The organism is Pseudomonas sp. H1_F01, from assembly GCF_054681425.1.
This window is the reverse complement of record NZ_CP162823.1, coordinates 2,539,304-2,554,607: the sequence shown is the minus strand read 5'-3', so window position 1 is coordinate 2,554,607 and position 15,304 is coordinate 2,539,304. Positions and strand designations below refer to the sequence as shown.

The 15,304-nt window shown below is 61.4% G+C and carries 11 protein-coding genes; 5 read left to right on the top strand and 6 right to left on the bottom strand.

The window, feature by feature from the left end; translation table 11 throughout:
* Window positions 1–8 precede the first annotated feature (8 nt).
* The 3 genes from AB4O09_RS11825 to AB4O09_RS11815 are packed head-to-tail and all read right to left on the bottom strand — an operon-like array spanning window position 9 to window position 5,745.
* Window positions 9–1,406, bottom strand: a complete 1,398-nt coding sequence (locus tag AB4O09_RS11825; protein WP_013693749.1) for an efflux transporter outer membrane subunit — start codon at window positions 1,404–1,406, stop codon at window positions 9–11.
* Window positions 1,403–4,549, bottom strand: a complete 3,147-nt coding sequence (locus tag AB4O09_RS11820) for an efflux RND transporter permease subunit (protein ID WP_013693750.1) — start codon at window positions 4,547–4,549, stop codon at window positions 1,403–1,405. Before AB4O09_RS11820 ends, AB4O09_RS11825 begins: the two co-directional genes overlap by 4 nt.
* A 2-nt stretch (window positions 4,550–4,551) precedes the next feature.
* Complete coding sequence (locus tag AB4O09_RS11815; RefSeq protein WP_003203491.1) at window positions 4,552–5,745, bottom strand: efflux RND transporter periplasmic adaptor subunit; 1,194 nt, start codon at window positions 5,743–5,745, stop codon at window positions 4,552–4,554.
* Window positions 5,746–5,857: 112 nt separating this feature from the next.
* Between AB4O09_RS11815 and baeS the strand changes: the two genes are divergently transcribed.
* A complete protein-coding gene (baeS, locus tag AB4O09_RS11810) occupies window positions 5,858–7,276 on the top strand; it encodes a sensor histidine kinase efflux regulator BaeS (protein ID WP_003203492.1) in 1,419 nt (472 codons plus the stop codon).
* 2 nt (window positions 7,277–7,278) lie between these two features.
* Window positions 7,279–7,962 carry a response regulator gene (locus AB4O09_RS11805; RefSeq protein WP_003203494.1) on the top strand — a complete coding sequence of 228 codons (684 nt, stop codon included), beginning with the start codon at window positions 7,279–7,281 and terminating at the stop codon, window positions 7,960–7,962.
* Between the two features lie 71 nt (window positions 7,963–8,033).
* Here the strand turns inward: AB4O09_RS11805 and AB4O09_RS11800 are convergent, their stop codons facing one another.
* From AB4O09_RS11800 to AB4O09_RS11790, 3 genes are all read right to left on the bottom strand, one after another.
* Window positions 8,034–8,483 (bottom strand): hypothetical protein, encoded by a 450-nt coding sequence (locus AB4O09_RS11800; protein WP_003203497.1) that lies wholly within the window; start codon window positions 8,481–8,483, stop codon window positions 8,034–8,036.
* A 107-nt stretch (window positions 8,484–8,590) separates the two neighbouring features.
* Window positions 8,591–9,853, bottom strand: coding sequence for a HAMP domain-containing sensor histidine kinase (locus tag AB4O09_RS11795; protein WP_003203499.1), 1,263 nt, complete (start codon window positions 9,851–9,853; stop codon window positions 8,591–8,593).
* Window positions 9,850–10,533, bottom strand: coding sequence for a response regulator (locus AB4O09_RS11790; RefSeq protein WP_460108251.1), 684 nt, complete (start codon window positions 10,531–10,533; stop codon window positions 9,850–9,852). The genes AB4O09_RS11795 and AB4O09_RS11790 overlap by 4 nt, the downstream gene beginning before the upstream one ends.
* Window positions 10,534–10,758: 225 nt before the next feature.
* On the opposite strand from AB4O09_RS11790, the gene bamA reads away from it, so the two are divergent.
* From bamA to AB4O09_RS11775, 3 genes are all read left to right on the top strand, one after another.
* Window positions 10,759–13,125: an outer membrane protein assembly factor BamA gene (bamA, locus tag AB4O09_RS11785; RefSeq protein WP_039012472.1), complete on the top strand. Its 2,367-nt coding sequence runs from the start codon at window positions 10,759–10,761 to the stop codon at window positions 13,123–13,125.
* A 107-nt stretch (window positions 13,126–13,232) separates the two neighbouring features.
* Window positions 13,233–14,177 (top strand): glycosyltransferase family 2 protein, encoded by a 945-nt coding sequence (locus tag AB4O09_RS11780; protein ID WP_460108250.1) that lies wholly within the window; start codon window positions 13,233–13,235, stop codon window positions 14,175–14,177.
* A gap of 25 nt (window positions 14,178–14,202) precedes the next feature.
* Window positions 14,203–15,039, top strand: a complete 837-nt coding sequence (locus tag AB4O09_RS11775; RefSeq protein WP_198286655.1) for an NAD-dependent epimerase/dehydratase family protein — start codon at window positions 14,203–14,205, stop codon at window positions 15,037–15,039.
* The last annotated feature ends 265 nt before the right edge of the window (window positions 15,040–15,304 follow it).

Sequence of the window (15,304 nt, the reverse complement as noted above, 5' to 3'; positions counted from 1 at the left end):
CGGGTTCCTTAATTCCAGCCGCCGCCCATCACCTTGTACAACGTCACGCGGTTGCTCTGCTCGGTCAGGCGCAGGGTGATCAGGTCCTGTTGCGCGCTGTACAGGGAACGCTGGGCGTCGAGGGCTTCGAGATAGCTTTGCGAACCGCCACGGTATAACGCGTCGGAGAGTTCGAAGCTCTTGCGACTGGCGTCGGTCAACGCCTGTTGGGCCTCGATACGGCGATCCAGCGTGCTGCGCTCCGCCAGGGCATCGGCCACTTCCTTGAAGGCGCTCTGCAGTGTTTGCTGATAGGTCTGCACCTGAATCTCGCGCTCGGTCTTGGCCGAGTCCAGCGTCGCGCGGTTACTGCCGGCATCGAAGATCGGCAGGCTGATGCTCGGGGCAAATGTCCAGGCGCCACTGCCGGACTTGAACAGGCCGGACAGGGCCGAGCTTGAGGAGCCGGCATTGGCCGTCAGGCTGATGCTGGGAAAGAACGCCGCACGGGCGGCGCCGATGTCGATATTGGCCGACTTGAGCGTATGCTCGGCGGCCAGCACATCGGGGCGTCGTTGCAACAGGCTGGAAGGCAGCTCTGCCGGCACCTGCACCAGCGCCGCGGCCGATTCCAGGTACGCGCCCGGCAACAACTCTTCGGGAATGTCGCTGCCCACCAGCAAGCGCAGTGCGTTGCGATCCTGCAGGATCTGGCTTTCATACGCCGCCGCGTCGACCCGCGCCGACTCCACGGTGGTTTGCGCCTGGGCCACGGACAGACCGGAGGAGCCGCCCAAGGCGTGGCTGCGTTGGGTCAGTTCGTAGGTCGCCTGCTGGCTGCGCAAGGTTTCCTGGGCCAGGTGCAGGCGCTCGTTGTCGGCCGCCAGGGTCAGCCAGGCCGTGGCCACTTCGGCCACCAGGCTGATCTGCGTGCTGCGTCGGGTTTCGGTCAGGGCCAGATAGTCTTCCAGGGCTTCGTCCTGGAGGTTCTGCACCCGTCCAAACAGGTCCACTTCATAACTGCTCAAACCCAGTTGCGCACTGTAGTCATGGGTGGTGGCCGCCGAGCCCGTGTTGGACAACGAGCCGGGCGTGCGACTGTGAGTGCCACTGACACTGGCATCGATCGAAGGCAAGGACTCGGCGCGCTGGATACGGTATTGCGCCTGGGCCTTTTCAACGTTCAGGACCGCCAGGCGCAGGTCGCGGTTGTTGCTCAGCGCCAGGGACTGCAAGCGCGCCAGGCGGCTGTCGGTGAAGAAGCTTTGCCACTCGATGTCGGCGCTCACCTGGCCCTTGGGCGTGCTAGCGGCCGGCAGCCATTGCTCGGCGACTGGCGCCTCAGGGCGTTCATACTGCGGCGCCAGATTCATGCAGCCACCGAGCAGCGTGAGGATGGCCAGCAATGGCCAGCGGAACTTGATCATGCGTCACCTGACTGGGCGGATGGAACAGAGGTCGAAGCCGTGGAAACGCGACCGAAACGCCGGCGAATCTGCACGAAAAACAAAGGAACGAAGAAGATCCCCAACACCGTGGCGGACAACATGCCGCCCAGCACACCGGTACCAATGGCCTGACGTCCGGCGGAACCGGCACCGCTACTCAGGGCCAGGGGCAATACGCCGAACATGAAGGCCAGGGACGTCATGAGAATCGGCCGCAGGCGTTGGCGCACAGCGATCAATGTCGCCTCGCGCAAGCTGTTGCCCTGCTCTTGCAGGTGCTTGGCGAACTCGACGATCAGAATGGCGTTCTTGGCGGCCAATCCCACGGTGGTCAAAAGCCCGACCTGAAAGTACACGTCGTTGCTCAAGCCACTGACACGCGTGGCCAGCACCGCGCCCACCACCCCCAGCGGCACCACCAGCATCACCGAAAAAGGCACCGACCAACTCTCATAGAGCGCAGCGAGGCAGAGGAATACGAACAGCACCGAAATCCCGTACAGCAACGGTGCCTGCGAACCGGAAAGGCGCAACTGATAGGACTGCCCGGTCCACTCGTAGCCGATGCCCTCCGGCAATTGCTTGACCAGCGCTTCCACCGCATCCATGGCGTCCCCGGAACTGACGCCGGGCGCCGGATCGCCAACCACCTCCAGCGAGGCGTTGCCGTTGTAGCGCTCCAGCAACGGCGAGCCGTAGCTCCAGGAACTGCTGGCGAACGAGGAAAACGGCACCATTTCATCGTTGCTGTTGCGTACGAACCAGTGCTCCAGGTCAGCCGCCTGCATCCGCGCCGCAGCTTCACCCTGGACGTAGACCTTCTTCACCCGCCCCTGGTTGAGGAAGTCATTGACGTAAGTGCCGCCCAACGCCGTGGACAACGTGGTGTTGATGTCGCTGGTGCTCAGGCCCAAGGCCCCGGCCTTGCGATCATCGATGCTGACCTTGAGCTGCGGTGCGTCGTCCAGGCCATTGCTGCGTACCCCGAGCAAGCGAGGGTCCTGGTTGGCCAGCTCGATGAGTTTTTCCCGCGCCGCCACCAGCGCATCATGCCCCAGGCCGGCAAGGTCCTTGAGTTGCAGGTCGAAGCCGGACGTCTGTCCCAGGCCGCGCACGGCCGGCGGTTGCATGACGAACACATTGGCATCGCCGATGCTCGACAGCGCCATGGTCGCGCGCTGGGCGAAGGACGCCGCACCCTGCCCTGCGCCCGTGCGCTCGCTCCAGTCCTTGAGCCGGATAAAAGCACGGGCGCTGTTCTGGCTGTTGCCGTTCATGCCCAGGCCGGAAATGCTGATCAGCGCTTCGACTTCCGGCTGTTCGAGGAGGTAGCTTTCGAACTGCTTGACCACCGCTTGGGTGCGGCTGTCCGTGGCCCCGACTGGCAACTGCACCTGGGCCATGAGAATGCCCTGGTCTTCGTCAGGCAGGAACGAAGTCGGCAGGCTGAAATAACCGGCGGCCATCACCAGCAGCACCAGCCCATACACCAGCCAGCCGACGCGCCCGCGCTGCAAAATGCCCCCCACCTGGCGTTTATAGGCCTCGGCAGCCCGCTCGAACGTGCGGTTGAACCAACCGAAGAATCCGCGTTGAGCGCCATGGCCCTGACCATCGGACGGCTTGAGCAGGGTCGCGCACAATGCCGGCGTCAGCGTCATGGCGACGAGTACCGAGAGCACCATGGCCGAGACGATGGTGACCGAAAACTGCCGGTAGATAACGCCTGTGGAGCCGCCAAAAAACGCCATGGGAATGAACACCGCACTGAGCACCAGGGCGATGCCGACCAGGGCGCTGGTGATTTCATCCATCGACTGGCGCGTGGCGTCCAGGGCCGACAGCCCCTGCTCGCCCATTACCCGCTCGACGTTCTCCACCACCACAATCGCGTCGTCCACCAACAGGCCGATGGCCAGGACCATGGCGAACATGGTCAGGGTGTTGATCGAATAACCGAACAGCGCCAGCACGCCGAATGTACCCAGCAGCACCACCGGCACCGTGATCGCGGGGATCAACGTGGCCCGCAAGTTCTGCAGGAAAAGGAACATGATCAGCACCACCAGGACAATCGCCTCGCCCAGTGACTTGACCACTTCTTCGATGGACAGGCTGACAAAGGGCGTGGTGTCGTAGGCAATCACGTTCTTGAGTTGCATCTCCGTCGGATAGAACGGTTCCAGCTCCTTGAGCTTGGCCTTCACCGCCTCGCCGACGTTCAGGGCATTGGCCCCGGCGGCGAGCTGGACGCCCATGGCGGCAGCGGGTTTGCCGTTGAGGGCAGAACTGACGTCGTAGCTTTCACTACCCAATTCAACCCGCGCCACATCCCCAAGCAGCACCACCGCACCGTCGCTGGTAGACTTGACCACCACATTGCGAAACTCCTCGACGGTTTGCAGCTTGCTGCGGGCGCTGATGGTGGCGTTCAACTGCTGCCCCTTCACCGCCGGCATGGCGCCGAGTTGACCGGCAGAAACCTCGGTGTTCTGCGCCTCCAGGGCCGTGCTGACATCCGAAGGCATCAGCGCGTATTTTTCCAGCAGGGCCGGGTCCAGCCAGATGCGCATGGCATAGCCGGAGCCCAATGTCTGCACATCGCCGACACCGTCGATGCGGCTGATGGAATCGAGCAAGGTGCTGGAAATGTAATCCCCGATCTGCGTGCCGGTGACGCTCGGATTGTCGGAGGCCAAGGCGGCAATCATCAGGAAGTCCGAACCGCCCTTGGTCACGGTCAGCCCCTCGCTTTGCACCGACTGCGGCAGCCTCGACTCGGCCTGTTGCAGCTTGTTCTGCACTTGCATCTGGGCCACGTCCGGGTTGGTGCCGGCGGTGAAGGTCAGGCTGATGCTGGCGCTGCCATCCGAGCTGCTGGAGGCCGACATGTAGGTCAGGTTGTCCAGGCCCTTCATTTGCTGTTCGATGACCTGGGTCACCGAGTCTTCCACGGTCTTGGCCGAGGCGCCGGTGTAGGTCGCGGAAATGCGCACCGTCGGCGGCGCGATGTCCGGGTACTGTTCCAAGGGCAACTGGCTGATGGACAAGGCGCCAGCGAGCATGATGACGATGGCGATGACCCAGGCGAAAATCGGCCGGTCGATAAAGAAACGCGCCATGTTCAGCCCTCCTGCGCAATGGCAACAGGTGTCGCTTTCTGCGTACGGCTGCGGGTGCCGGCGTTCTGTGCCACGACGCTTTCACCGACCCGGACCTTTTGCCCGCCCTCGACAATCACCTGGTCTCCCGCGTTCAGCCCCGCCGTGACCCACCATTGGTTATCCACGGCGCGGTCGATGGTCAACATGCGCTGCTCGACCTTGCCATTGACCACCACCAGCACCGAAGTCGCACCGCTGGCACTGCGGGTCACCGCCTTCTGTGGAATCAGGATGGCCTTGTCATCCCGCGCCTGCTCCAGCACCGCTCTCACGTACATGCCCGGCAGCAACAGTCGGTCCGGGTTGGCGATTTGCGCCCGCAGGGTCACCGTGCCCGTGCCCTCATTGACGCTGACCCCACTGAACTTCAAGCGACCTTCATGGGCATAGGTGCTGCCGTCATCGAGCTTGAGGCTGATCCGCGCTTCACCTTCGCCATTGCTCTGCAGCACACCGCTGGCCAGGTCGCGCTTGAGCCGCAACAGTTCGGTGGTCGACTGAGTGACGTCTACATACATCGGGTCCAACTGCTGCACGGTGGTCAGTGCGCTGTCCTGGTTGGCCACCACCAGCGCGCCGGGCGTGACCGTCGAGGTTTCGATGCGCCCACTGACGGGGGAACTGATTCGGGTATACGCCAGGTTGATGCGTGCGGTGTCAACATCGGCCTGGGCCACTTGCACTTCCGCTTCGGCGGTCAGCAGGCTGGCCTGGGCATCCTCGTTGTCCTGCTGGCTGATGGCATCGATCTTTACCAACTGGGCGTCACGCTTGGCCGTGGCCTGGGCCGACTTCAAGGTGGCGCGTGCCTTGGCGAGGTTCGCCTGGGCCTCAGCCAATGCGGCCTTGTAAGAGGAAGCATCCAGTTGATACAGCGCCTGTCCGGCCTTGACCTCGGCCCCTTCGACAAACAACCGCTGCTGGACGATACCGCCAACCTGCGGGCGTATCTCGGCGATCATGAACGCCTGGGTGCGTCCGGCCAGCTCAGTGGTCAGCGCCTGGCTTTGCGGCTGCACGGTGATCACCGAGACCTTGGGCGGTTCGGGCGTGGGTGCCGATTCGCCGGAGCAACCGCCCAACATGAACAAAACGATCAAGCACACCAGGATGGCGGCGGTCACCAGGGATTTGGCGAATAATTTGGTCGACATAAATGCCTCTGCAGGACGGATGGTTCAAGCCAGGCGCCATACTGCGAGGCAAATGTGCAGGAAAATTGAAGATTGCCCGCCACCCTTGAATCTTCATCGCACCAGGGCCTAAATGGTCGGGCCATTCATCGAACTGCCCGAGCCCATGAAACTGAGTATCTCCACCAAGCTGTTTATTGCCGTCATGGCCAGCGTGCTGTTTGTCATCCTGAGCATGGGGGTGGCCAACGGCTGGAGCTTTGGCAACGGTTTTCTCGACTACCTCAACGAACAGGCACTGTTGCGCATGAAGCCGGTGCTACCCCGCCTGGCCAGTGCCTACGAACGCGAAGGCAACTGGGAGTTCCTGCGCAACCAGCCGGATCGCTGGTTCGAACTCCTGCGTCCGGAGCCGGGGGAAAACACCACCTACCCGGAACGGCCGCCCATGTCGATGTCCGACCTGACCGGGGCTGTGTTTCGCATCGCCCTCCTCGACCAACAAAAGCAATTGGTCATGGGCTATTCGGCGATTGCCGACGACGCGCTGATGCGCCCGATCGAGGTCGCCGGCAAAACCGTCGGCTGGCTGGCAGTGACGCCGTTCCAGAACGTGACCGAAGCTGGCGGTGAACGCTTTCGTCAGTATTTGGTGCGCACCAGCCTGGCCGTGGGCGTGCTCTCGTTGCTGTTGGCGATGCTGATTGCCTGGTGGATCGCCCGTACCCTGCTTGACCCGGTCAAGCGGGTGGCCGCCGCCACGCACCGCTTGGCCGCTGGGGAATACAGCAACCGCGTGTCGGTGGCCTCCAATGACGAAGTCGGTCAGTTGGCCCGAGACTTCAACCAACTGGCGTATACCCTGGAACGCAACGAAAAAATGCGCCGGGAATTCATGGCCGATGTGTCCCACGAACTGCGCACCCCGTTGTCGGTATTGCGCGGCGAGCTGGAAGCCATCGAAGACGGCGTGCGCACCCTCGACCCTTCCTCGATGAAATCGCTGCAAGGCGAAGTCAGCATGCTCAGCAAACTGGTGGATGATCTCTACGAACTGTCCCTGGCCGATGTCGGCGCGCTGACCTACCGCAAGAGCGAATGCGACCTCAACGACTTGCTGGACGGTTGCGTGGCGATGTTCCAGGAGCGCTGCAATGCCCGGCATCTGCGTTTGGAGCTGGAACTGCCGACAACACCGCTGCAGGTCGAAGCCGACCCCAAGCGTTTGCAACAACTGTTCAGCAATCTGTTGGAAAACGCGGTGCGCTATACCGATGAAGGCGGTGTGCTGCGCATTCGTGCCGCCAGCGAGGACGACGTCGTGCGCATCGACTTTCTCGACTCCGGCCCCGGGGTCGATGCGGATCAACTGCCGCGACTGTTCGAGCGCTTTTACCGCGGCGAAACCTCACGCAATCGCGCCAGTGGCGGCGCCGGCCTGGGACTGGCCATCTGTCACAGCATCGCCCTGGCCCATGGCGGCAGCCTCAGCGCCGATCACTCGCCGCTGGGCGGCCTTTGGCTGACCCTGCGCCTGCCACGGAATGCCTGAACATGACCCCTGACAGCCCAATCCTTATTGTCGAAGACGAACCCAAACTGGCTGCTTTGATGCGCGACTACCTGATTGCCGCCGGCTACGCGACCCAATGCCTGGACAATGGCCTTCAAGTGGTGCCGGCGGTACGGGCCAGCGAGCCACGGTTGATCCTGCTCGACCTCATGCTGCCGGGGCGCGACGGCCTGCAAGTCTGCCAGGAGCTGCGCAGCTTCAGTGCCGTGCCAATCATCATGATCACTGCCCGCGTGGAGGAAGTGGATCGCCTGCTCGGGTTGGACCTGGGGGCCGACGACTACATCTGCAAGCCCTTCAGCCCGCGTGAAGTGGTGGCCAGGGTCAAGGCGATCCTGCGGCGCAGCCCGCAACTACTCGTCACCGCGCCAGCCCGCCTGCTGATTGATGAAGACCGCTACCAGGCGTCACTCGATGGCGTCGCCCTGGACCTGACGCCCTTGGAACTGCGCCTGCTCAGCACGCTGGCCCAGTCCCCCGGGCGGGTGTTTTCCCGGGATCAGTTGCTCGACCGGATCTATTCCGATCATCGGGTGGTTACCGATCGTACGGTTGACAGCCATATCCGTAATCTGCGGCGCAAGCTTGAGCAGGCCTGCCCGGCGGAGAACCCTATCGAGTCGTTGTATGGGGTGGGTTATCGGTTTCAGCTTGCCGACGTTTGAAGCGTGGCTAAAACGGTGCGTCATGGTGAAAGGGAGGATGGGTACATATCCGTTTTTTCGGTAACGGCGGCTTAGGGTTCCGCCGAATAGATAATGGTTTGCGCACTACCCCCCGCAGCAGGCCGGCGAGTGAAATAGGTGTCGCCTTCGTCTGTCTGGATCTCGTAGTCGGCCTTGCTGGCGACCCGGCTCGCTGCATCGGTGTGCTTGATGATTTTCAGCACCCGCTGGAACTTCACGCCTTGCGTGCCGTTCTGGGCGGGGCCGGTGAGTACATTGACTTTCTGGAACCAACCTTCCTGCTTTTTGTTCGACACCAAGGTGCCGCTCAGTGCTTCAAAACGCTCAAGACGGGTAAATCCCCAGAGTGTCTGTTCCTCGACCACCTTGCCCGGGGTGGCGGAACCGGTGAAGACGAACAGGTTAAGGCTCGGATTGTCTTCGCAGAAGAAGTCATAAGGCACCAGACCGTCGACCATTCTCTTGCCGGGAACGAAACCCTTCTTATGAACCAGAAACATGAGCACCTCCACGCTGAAACACCAGCAAACGCTGAGTAAGTTTGAGCGCAAAGTCTACTGAGGCGGGGCGTACAGGGCCGTCAAGCCAATGTAATATCATGTAAAGATCACGCCCTACGAGGCAAGCTGATTTCCACGGTCAGCCCACCGGACGGCTCGTTGTGCGCCAGGATGGAGCCGCCGTGTATTTCCACGGCCCTTGAGGCAATGGCCAGGCCCAGGCCGAAGCCGGCACTGGCTTCGTTCAAGCCACGTTCGAACGGGTTGAAGATGCTCTGTAGCCGCGAATGTTCAACACCCGGGCCCTGATCGCGGATCTGCACCGTCAGGCCGTCTGCGGCGCCATTGACCTCGGCCACGACCATCACCGTGGTGTTTGGCCGGGTATGGCGCACCGCGTTTCGAATGACGTTCTCGAAACACCGATACAACAGCTCACCGCTGACCCGACTGACAAACGCCGGGCATGCCTGCAAGGTGACCTGGCAGCCTTTCATTTGTGCTTCGAATCGGGCGTCCTCGACGATCACCGACAGCAACTCGACGACATCGATTGGCTCGCGCTCGATACTCTCCGGTCGCCCCTGCAGGCGTGCCAGGGTCAACAGCGCTTCGATCAGCGTGTCCATGCGCACCGACTCACGGTCGATGCGTTCCACCATTTCCAGGCGAGCCGGATCTTGCTGCAGCAGCCCGATGGCCGCTTGCATGCGGGTCAGCGGTGAGCGCAGTTCGTGGGAGATGTCGTGCAACAAGTGTTGCTGGGCGTCTACCAACAGCTTCAACTGGTTGGCCATTCGATCGCAGTCTTCGGCCAGATCGACGATTTCATCACGTCGCGCGCCCATGATCGGCTTGACCCGGGTCTCGAAGCGCCCCTGGGCCACGTCACTCATGGCGCGCCGAAGATAGGCCAGCGGCCATGCCAGGTAGAACGCCATGTAGCCGCTGAACAGCGCACTCATGACCGTGCCAATGATCAACGGCGTCCAGTGGCTGGGCCCTCTGTCGCCTTTCTTGCCCAGGGGATGGGTTGACTTGAGCGACAGCACGATGCCGTCCTTGCCGATGATCGATCGCTCGTAGGCCGGTTGCCGCACCGGCGTGCCGGCCAACAGCTGACCGGCGCTGTCATAGACGCCAACGGCCTGGTCATCCGGGTGTTCCCACACCGCCAGCAGTTGCCGGCCCGACTCGATGCCAAACTGTCGCAATAGCTGCTCTTCCGTGGCAAGGATCGTTTCCAGATGAGGATCACCAGGCCTGGAACTGCCCATGACGAAGAGACCCAACCCCACCAGAAACGTCAAGCTGGTGGCGAGCCAGAACGCCAGGAACAGTTTCCAGAACAGTCGGCTAGGCTTCATCATTCGGCGATCAACAGGTAACCGAGGCCCCGCACGCTCTGGATCCAGGCCTTGGCATCGGGGCGCGGTCCCAGCTTGTGGCGAATGCTGCTGATGTGCACATCGATGCGCCGGTCATAGCGAGTCAAGGGGCAGCCCAGGGCATTGAGCGACAGGTTCTGTTTACTCACCACCTGCCCGGCACAGCGGGCCAGTTCCTCGAGCAAACTGAACTCGGTGCTGGTCACCCCCAGTTCGCGCCCCTGCCAGAGCGCCTGGCGCTTGCCGGGCCACAGGACCAGCGGCCCGGTCCTGATTACTTCACTGGTGGACTGATCCACTGGCTGCACCCGGCGCATGATCGCCCGCAAACGCGCCACCAGCTCCCCCGGCGAACTGGGCTTGGGCACATAGTCATCGGCGCCCAGCTCCAGGCCGGTGATCTTGTCGATGTTGTCGCCACGAGCCGTCAGCAACACCACCGGCACCTGGCTCCTGGCCCGAATGCGCCTGAGCACCTCGATACCCGACAATCGCGGCAGCATCACGTCCAGCACCACGATGCTGTAGCGACCGGACAGCGCTTGCACTTCGCCCTCCTCCCCCGTGTGCACGGCAGTCGCCTCAAAGCCTTCGCGCTCCAGGTATTGGCTGAGCATTCCCGTCAGTTCCTGGTCATCGTCGACTAGCAATACAGAGATCATGGGGCGCTCTTGAGTAGGTGTCGGCCCATTATCGCCCGTGCGCCGCGCACCGTCATCGCCGCAGGCCAACCTTTACCTAACTTGACATTGGGTTAACCGCACCAAACGCAGCGAACTTTTATGCTTGCTCGCCACCAGCCCGCTCGCTCCCGCGGTGACTCGTCTTGCGGTGAGATATCCGCGTCCACCTACACCACCTGTCGATGTGTCCTGGATAAGATCTTGATGAATTTTTCGCGCCTGCTCTGCTCGGCTGCACTGCTGCTCAATGTCACACTTGCCCACGCCCAAGGCTTCAAGATTTCCGATATTCGTATCAACGGCCTCCAGCGCGTTTCCGCAGGCAGTGTCTTCGGTGCCTTGCCATTGAACGTCGGTGATAACGCGGATGAGCGGCGCCTGGTGGAGTCCACGCGTGCGCTGTTCAAGACCGGTTTTTTCCAGGATATCCAACTGGGACACGACGGTGATGTGCTGGTCATTACCGTTGTCGAGCGTCCCTCTATCGCCAGTATCGAGATCGAAGGCAACAAGGCGATCTCCACTGAAGACCTGATGAAAGGCCTCAAGCAATCCGGCCTGGCCGAAGGCGAGATCTTCCAGCGCGCCACCCTCGAAGGTGTACGTAACGAGCTGCAACGCCAGTACGTTGCCCAGGGCCGCTACTCGGCCACCGTCGACACCGAAGTGGTGCCGCAGCCGCGCAACCGCGTCGGCCTGAAGGTCAACATCAACGAAGGCACCGTGGCAGCCATCCAGCACATCAACGTGGTGGGCAACACGGTTTTCCCTGATGAAGACCTGATCGACCTGTTCGAGCTCAAGACCACCAACTGGCTGTCGTTCTTCAAGAACGACGACAAGTACGCCCGTGAAAAACTCTCCGGTGACCTGGAGCGCCTGCGTTCCTACTACCTGGACCGCGGCTACATCAACATGGACATCGCCTCGACCCAGGTGTCCATCACCCCGGACAAGAAGCACGTCTACATCACCGTCAACGTCAACGAAGGCGAGAAGTACACCGTTCGTGACGTCAAGCTCAGCGGCGACCTGAAAGTGCCTGAAGACCAGGTCAAGTCGCTGCTGCTGGTGCAGAAGGGCCAGGTGTTCTCGCGCAAGCTGATGACCACCACGTCCGAGCTGATCACCCGTCGCCTGGGTAACGAGGGCTACACCTTCGCCAACGTCAACGGCGTGCCACAGCCGCATGATGAAGACCACACCGTCGACATCACCTTCGCCGTGGACCCGGGCAAGCGTGCCTACGTCAACCGCATCAACTTCCGTGGCAACACCAAGTCCGAAGACGAAGTGCTGCGCCGTGAAATGCGCCAGATGGAAGGTGGCTGGGCCTCGACCTACCTGATCGACCAGTCCAAGACCCGCCTGGAGCGCCTGGGCTTCTTCAAGGAAGTCAACGTCGAGACCCCGGCCGTACCGGGCGTCGATGACCAGGTCGATGTGAACTACAGCGTCGAAGAGCAGGCTTCCGGCTCGATCAGCGCCAGCGTCGGTTTCTCGCAAAGCGCCGGCCTGATCCTGGGCGGCTCGATCACCCAGAACAACTTTCTCGGCACCGGCAACTACGCCAGCCTGGGCCTGACCCGCTCGTCCTACCAAAGCAAGTACAACATCGGTTTTACCGACCCCTACTTCACGCCGGACGGCGTGAGCCTGGGTTACAACGCGTTCTATAACGCCACCGACTACAACGAATACTACGATGACGATAATTCGTACTATTCCATCAACAGCTACGGCGCCGGCACCTCCCTCGGCTACCCGATCAATGAAACCTCACGATTGAATTTCGGCGTGACGGTGCAACATGACAGCATCGAACCGGGGACCTACAGCGCCGATGAGATCTACGATTTCATCGAGCGTGAAGGCAAGGACTTCACCAACTTCAAGGCCAACCTCGGCTGGTCGGAATCGACCCTGAACAAGGGCGTGCTGGCCACCCGTGGGCATTCGCAAAGCCTGAACCTGATGGCGACGGTGCCCGGCAGCGACCTGAGCTTCTACAAGATCGACTACACCGGGCAGACGTTCCTGCCGGTCAGCGACGCGACCTCGCTGCGCTTGCACACCAAGCTCGGCTACGGCAACAGCTACGGTTCGACCGACGGCCTGCCGTTCTATGAAAACTACACCGCCGGTGGCGAAGGCTCGGTGCGTGGTTTTGAAAGCGGCACTCTCGGCCCGCGCAACACACCGGCCACCGGCACCTATGCCAGTGCCGGCCAAGCGTACTACTCCGACCGGGACACCGAGTCACTGGGCGGCAACATACTCATCACCGGCGGCGTGGAATACCTGTTCCCACTGCCCTTCATCAAAGACAACAAATCACTGCGCACCTCGGTGTTCTGGGACGTGGGCAGCGTCTATTCCGACAAGTGCTATCTGAGCACCACCCAGGGATGCGACGGGGTCGATCTCAGCCAGATGGCCAGCTCGGTGGGGGTCGGGGTGACCTGGTATAGCCCGCTGGGCCCATTGAGCGCCAACGTGGCCTTTCCGGTCCGAACGCCGGATAACGCTGATACGCAGGTGTTTCAGTTTTCCTTGGGACAAACGTTCTGAAAGCGCTGGCCGGAACTGGTCGTAGGGCACGGATCTGCTATCTTGGATACAGACCTGAGTAGTTGCGATCCCATACGTATCCAGGTTTGAGCAATGGAGTGATGAAGTTGGAAGCAGTGGAACTGCTCGTTATTGATGAATGGGGCACATCATCTCTACGTGGCGAGTGTGATGTGATCATCGTCAATTACAATGCCGGTGAACTTTTGTTGGCGTGTGTAAGGTCGGCGTTTGCCGCCGGCGCTTCCAGCGTGATCGTGGTGGACAACGATTCCCACGACGATAGCCTGATGCTGGTGGAGCGAACCCACGCTGTCGGCGACTCGCTTCAAATCGTACGCAATGCCGCCAACCTCGGCTTCGCCGTGGCGTGCAACCAAGGTGCCCGCCTGTCAGCGGCTCCCAATTTATTTTTCTTGAACCCGGACACCGTACTGGCCGCCGATGCCATAGACCGCTTGCTGCTGGCGCTGCATAGCGCACCGGAGATCGGCATGGTCGGAGGGTTCCTGTGCAACCCGGACGGCAGCGAGCAAGCCGGTGGGCGCCGGGTATTTCCAACGCCCAGACGCGCCTTCATGCGGGCTTTCGGACTTTCGCGGCTCTCAGCACTTTTCCCATCACTGTTGTCCGACTTTTTATTGCACAAGGAGCCGCTACCCGGCACCCCCATTGTCGTTGAGGCCATTTCCGGGGCTTGCATGCTGGTCAAGCGCGAAGCGATCGAGAGTGTCGGGTTATGGGACGAAGACTATTTCCTTCATTGCGAGGACCTGGACTGGTGCATGCGCTTCCATCAGGCCGGCTGGCGCGTGCTGTTCGTGCCAGATGCCCAGGTGATGCATGTATTCGGTGGCTGCAGTCGCCAGCGTCCCTATTTCGTCGAATGGCACAAACACCTGGGGATCCTGCGTTTCTATCGCAAGTTTTTCCGCCGCAAATACCCTGCCGCGCTATGGGTCAGCGTGGTGATCGGGGTCTGGTTTCGATTCAGCCTGATGGTCCTTCGTCACGCGGCTACCCGGTTTAAACATGCATGGAACCTACGATAAGAGACCCCAATTGCGGATAGGAATATTGGGCGGCTCCAGCCTCTTGGGCGAGCACGCCCTGCCATTGCTGGCACAAACCGGTCTCCCGACAAGCGCCTTCACTCGAAGCCTGCCCACGGTGTCCTGCCCCGGTGTGACGTGGCGAAATGCTGACGACTGGCACGGACTGACGCTGGACACCTTCCTGTCATTCGCCCCTGTCTGGGTGTTACCCGACTATCTGGAACGCCTGGCCAGCACCCACGTCAAACGCGTTGTCGTGCTGTCCTCCACAAGCCGTTTTGCCAAGCAAACATCGCCCGATGCTCGGGAACGGGACGTGGCGCAACGCTTGATACGCGCAGAAGAACAGCTCGAGCAGTGGGCGATCGAACGGCAAGTCGAATGGGTGATCCTGCGGCCGACCATGATCTATGGCTTTGGTCGCGACAAGAACATCTCGCAAATAGCACGTTTCATTCAACGCTTCGGATTTTTCCCGCTTATCGGGGGCGGAACCGGACTGCGCCAGCCGGTGCATGCTGGTGACGTGATCCAGGCGTGCCTGTCCGCCATGAGCACGCCTGGCCTGCCCAGTGGCGGCTATAACCTCTCAGGGGGGGAAGTCTTGCCGTATCACACGATGGTGAGGCGAATATTCCAGGCCATGGGGCGTCCGGAGCGAACGCTGCCCCTCCCTGCCCAGGTATTAAGCCGGGGCGTTTCGATCATGCGGTGTCTGCCGCGCTATCGACATCTTTCAAGTGCGCTGGTGGCGCGGATGAACGAGGACTTGGTGTTTGACCATTCGCCCGCCAGTGATTGGCTTGGTTTTGCTCCCAGGGCGTTTCATCTGATGGGTGAGGATTTGCCTGGTCGATAGGTGGGATGGTTTGGGTCTGGATTGCTTAGGGAAAAATGTGCTTCTCTGGGGCGGGGTGTATATCCGTTGCTGCGGTAACGGCGGCTTAGGGTTCCGCCCTTACGGCGGGTCACTTTTGGAAAAGCGCCAAAAGTAACCAAAAACGCTTTGCCCCACCACTCGGTGCCTCGCCTAGGCTCGGCATGCCTGAACGAAGGCATCGCTCCGTGGGCCGCCGCGAAGGGCCATCCATGGCCCAGCGCGGCTAACCCGGCATCCATGCTGG

What these genes read in the sequence shown, in the direction of transcription:
- AB4O09_RS11825 (WP_013693749.1), bottom strand. Translation starts at nt 1,406, where the DNA reads ATGATCAAGTTCCGCTGGCCATTGCTGGCCATCCTCACGCTGCTCGGT.
- AB4O09_RS11820 (WP_013693750.1), bottom strand. Translation starts at nt 4,549, where the DNA reads ATGGCGCGTTTCTTTATCGACCGGCCGATTTTCGCCTGGGTCATCGCC.
- AB4O09_RS11815 (WP_003203491.1), bottom strand. Translation starts at nt 5,745, where the DNA reads ATGTCGACCAAATTATTCGCCAAATCCCTGGTGACCGCCGCCATCCTG.
- baeS (WP_003203492.1), top strand. Translation starts at nt 5,858, where the DNA reads ATGGTCGGGCCATTCATCGAACTGCCCGAGCCCATGAAACTGAGTATC.
- AB4O09_RS11805 (WP_003203494.1), top strand. Translation starts at nt 7,279, where the DNA reads ATGACCCCTGACAGCCCAATCCTTATTGTCGAAGACGAACCCAAACTG.
- AB4O09_RS11800 (WP_003203497.1), bottom strand. Translation starts at nt 8,483, where the DNA reads ATGTTTCTGGTTCATAAGAAGGGTTTCGTTCCCGGCAAGAGAATGGTC.
- AB4O09_RS11795 (WP_003203499.1), bottom strand. Translation starts at nt 9,853, where the DNA reads ATGATGAAGCCTAGCCGACTGTTCTGGAAACTGTTCCTGGCGTTCTGG.
- AB4O09_RS11790 (WP_460108251.1), bottom strand. Translation starts at nt 10,533, where the DNA reads ATGATCTCTGTATTGCTAGTCGACGATGACCAGGAACTGACGGGAATG.
- bamA (WP_039012472.1), top strand. Translation starts at nt 10,759, where the DNA reads ATGAATTTTTCGCGCCTGCTCTGCTCGGCTGCACTGCTGCTCAATGTC.